Origin of the sequence: Microbacterium sp. 69-10 (assembly GCF_001897945.1) — a bacterium.
Taxonomy (GTDB): Bacteria; Actinomycetota; Actinomycetes; order Actinomycetales; family Microbacteriaceae; genus Microbacterium.
Window position 1 is genome coordinate 1 of sequence record NZ_MKRT01000010.1, and the last position, 3,209, is coordinate 3,209.

Annotated in this window: 4 protein-coding genes and 1 pseudogene; 3 read left to right on the forward strand and 2 right to left on the reverse strand. The window is 65.7% G+C overall.

Features of this window, described 5'->3' with window-relative positions; translation table 11 throughout:
- Window positions 1–230 (forward strand): hypothetical protein (locus tag BGN97_RS04145; RefSeq protein ID WP_292698298.1); only part of this gene is annotated, 230 nt, incomplete at its 5' end.
- Between the two features lie 199 nt (window positions 231–429).
- Here BGN97_RS04145 and glnA read toward each other — a convergent pair.
- Window positions 430–1,854, reverse strand: coding sequence for a type I glutamate--ammonia ligase (gene glnA, locus BGN97_RS04150; protein WP_292698301.1), 1,425 nt, complete (start codon window positions 1,852–1,854; stop codon window positions 430–432).
- 117 nt (window positions 1,855–1,971) lie between these two features.
- Between glnA and BGN97_RS04155 the strand changes: the two genes are divergently transcribed.
- Window positions 1,972–2,388 carry an RDD family protein gene (locus BGN97_RS04155; protein ID WP_285630653.1) on the forward strand — a complete coding sequence of 139 codons (417 nt, stop codon included), beginning with the start codon at window positions 1,972–1,974 and terminating at the stop codon, window positions 2,386–2,388.
- A 63-nt stretch (window positions 2,389–2,451) separates the two neighbouring features.
- On the opposite strand, the gene BGN97_RS04160 is transcribed toward BGN97_RS04155, so the two are convergent.
- Window positions 2,452–2,931: an ATP-dependent zinc protease gene (locus BGN97_RS04160; protein ID WP_285630656.1), complete on the reverse strand. Its 480-nt coding sequence runs from the start codon at window positions 2,929–2,931 to the stop codon at window positions 2,452–2,454.
- Between the two features lie 31 nt (window positions 2,932–2,962).
- Between BGN97_RS04160 and BGN97_RS04165 the strand changes: the two are divergent.
- A pseudogene (locus BGN97_RS04165) lies at window positions 2,963–3,209 on the forward strand (30S ribosomal protein S6--L-glutamate ligase); the annotation flags it as partial.

A 3,209-nucleotide genomic window follows, 5' to 3' on the forward strand; every position in this document is an offset into this window, starting at 1 on the left:
CGTCGCCGGCGAGGCGGACGGATGCCTCGGCGCGAAACGTTCAATCGCGCAGTGCGCTCGCGTCGAGTTCGCTGCCGCTCACCTTGCAGGGGCTTCTCAATGCTGAAGTCGGGCTCGCGCTGGAGTTGATGTTCGGCGCGTTGCCACCGGAACGATGGGCTGCGGTGCCAGCGGTCAGCTACGCCGTCGCGCCTGATCTCACACGGGCTCCTGTCGGTGGGCTGCTGTAACAGCGAACCGTCGAGTCAGCGCGTTGTTCGCGTGCGCAGAAGCGGGCATCCACACTGTCCGAAAACCTGTCCGTTTACTCCCCGTAGCCGTCCGTAAACGTCCAGAGATAGACTGAGCCCCAGACGGCGATTGCCGCCTGGGGCTCAGCAAATTGCTGGGCTCAGAGACCGGAAGTGTGGCTCTGAGGGCCTCCCGGAATCAGACCCCGAAGTACAGCTCGAACTCGTACGGGTGCGGACGCTGCGCGATCGGCAGGATCTCCTTCTCGTACTTGTAGTCGATCCAGGTGTCGATGAGCTCCTGCGTGAACACGCCGCCCTCGAGCAGGAAGTCGTGGTCGTTGCGGAGCGCCTCGAGCGAGTCGAGCAGGGAGTTCGGCACCTGCGGGATGTTCTTGGCCTCCTCCGGGGGAAGCTCGTAGAGGTCCTTGTCGATGGGCTCCATCGGCTCGATGCGGTTCTTGATGCCGTCCAGGCCCGCCATCATCTGCGCGGCGAAGGCCAGGTACGGGTTGCCCGAGGCATCCGGCACGCGGAACTCGATGCGCTTGGCCTTCGGGTTCGAGCCGGTCAGCGGGATACGGATCGCGGCGGAGCGGTTTCCGGCGGAGTACGCCAGATTGACCGGGGCCTCGAAGTGCTTCACTAGGCGGTGGTAGCTGTTCAGCGTCGGGTTGGTGAAGGCCAGCACGGCGTGCGCGTGCTTGAGCAGACCGCCGATGTACCAGCGGGCGATGTCGCTGAGCTGCCCGTATCCGGCCTCGTCGAAGAACAGCGGCTTGCCGTCCAGCCACAGGGACTGGTGGGTGTGCATGCCCGAGCCGTTGTCGCCGAAGAGCGGCTTCGGCATGAACGTGACCGTCTTGCCCCACTCCTGGGCGGTGTTCTTGATGATGTACTTGAACTTCAGGATGTCGTCGGCCGCGTGCACCATGGTGTCGAAGCGGTAGTTGATCTCCTGCTGGCCCGCGGTGCCGACCTCGTGGTGCGAGCGCTCCAGGTGGAAGCCCGCGTCGATCAGGCGCAGCGTCATGTCGTCGCGCAGGTCGGCGGTCTTGTCGACCGGGGCGACCGGGAAGTATCCGCCCTTGAACGGCGTCTTGTTGCCGAGGTTGCCGCCCTCCTCCTCGCGGCCGGAGTTCCACGCCGCCTCTTCGGAGTCGACCTTGTAGAAGCTCTCGCCGGCGGTGACGGAGTAGCGCACCTCGTCGAAGATGTAGAACTCCGCCTCGGGGGCGAAGTACGCGGTGTCGGCGATGCCGGTGGAGGCGAGGTACTTCTCGGCCTTCTTGGCGACCTGACGCGGGTCCTTGCTGTAGATCTCGCCGGTGCGCGGGTTGTAGATGTCGAAGACCATCACGAGGGTCTTCGCCTCGCGGAACGGGTCGAGGTACGCGGTCGTGACATCGGGGATGAGCTGCATGTCCGACTCGTGGATCGACGCGAACCCGCGGATCGAGGAGCCGTCGAACAGCTGTCCGTCCCGGAAGAAGTCCTCGTCGACCGTGGACGCCGGGATGTTGAAGTGCTGCTGCACGCCCGGAAGGTCGGTGAAACGGATGTCGAGGAACTTGACGTCGTTCTCCTCGATGTAGCGAAGGACGTCTGCGGGCTCTTTGAACATGTACGACTCCTGATCGGGTATCGGTTGCATCAACCTTACGCAGGTTATGCATTCGGAGTTTCCCAGCCGTGTCCGCCATGTTTCGGGCATGTTACGTGTGCTCGGTAGGCTGGGGGAGTGAACGACTACCCCGGTGAACGCCTCGGTCTGCCCGCCACCGGACCTCGCAGCATCGCCCGCCCCGGACGCAGGATCGGCGCGCTGGCGATCGACTACTTCGCCTCGACGCTCATCGCGCTCGGCTTCCTCGGATACGACCCGCTGGCGCTGCCCGCAGAGGCCGGCTGGCGCCAGTTCGCGCCGATGATGGTCTTCGCGGTGCTGCAGATCCTGTTCATCCCGACCGCCGGGGGGAGCCCGGGACATCGCATCCTCGGCATGCGCGTGGTCCGCTTCGGGGGCGGCTGGGTCGGGCTGTGGCGTCCGATCGTCCGCACGCTCCTGCTGGTGGTCGTCATCCCCGCCGTCATCTGGGATGCCGATCAGCGCGGTCTGCACGACAAGATAGCCGGCACGGTGCTCATCAGGTCCTGACGCTTCGACAGATTCAGCGACCCCGTCGAGTCGGGTCCTGGACCCTGTCGAAAGGGCCGAGGCTCAGTCGCGCCCGCGGTTCCTCCGGCGCATCTCGCGCGGGGCACGGCCGCCCAGGAACGACTTGGCGGGATCGACGACGAAGCCGCGGCGCAGCACCTGGCGGCCGATGAGCATCCGGAAGCCCATCTCGTCGCGGTTGGTGAGCGTCACCTCGCCCTGCACGTCGTGGCCGACCAGTCGCATCCGCAGCAGCACCACGATCCGGTGCTCGGCGTGGCCGGATGAGCTGCGCACGGCGCGGCGGTCGTGGACGGGGCATTCGTGCACCACAGCATCCTCCCTGGTCTCCTGCCAGGGATGCACGGCGAACCTCACCCAGTCCTCGCCGTCGCGGGTGAACTCCTCGACGTCGAACGCGTGCAGCGACGAGGTCCTCGCGCCGGTGTCGATCTTGGCCTTGATCCAGTCGACACCCAGCTCGGGCAGCGACACCCACTCGCGCCACCCCGTGGACGTGTTTGAATGAGAAGACCGATTCACCCCTACATCCTGGCAGGAAACATCTGTGAAGATCGCCGTCCTCTCGCGGGCACCGCAGTCGTACTCCACCCAGCGCCTTCGCGCAGCCGCGCAGCAGCGGGGGCACACAGTGAAGGTGCTGAACACGCTGCGGTTCGCGATCGACCTGACCGCTGACGCCCCCGACCTGTTCTTCCGCGGCAGGCAGCTCAGCGACTACGACGCGATCATGCCCCGCATCGGCAACTCCATCACGTACTTCGGTCCGGCGGTGGTGCGCCAGTTCGAGCAGATGGACG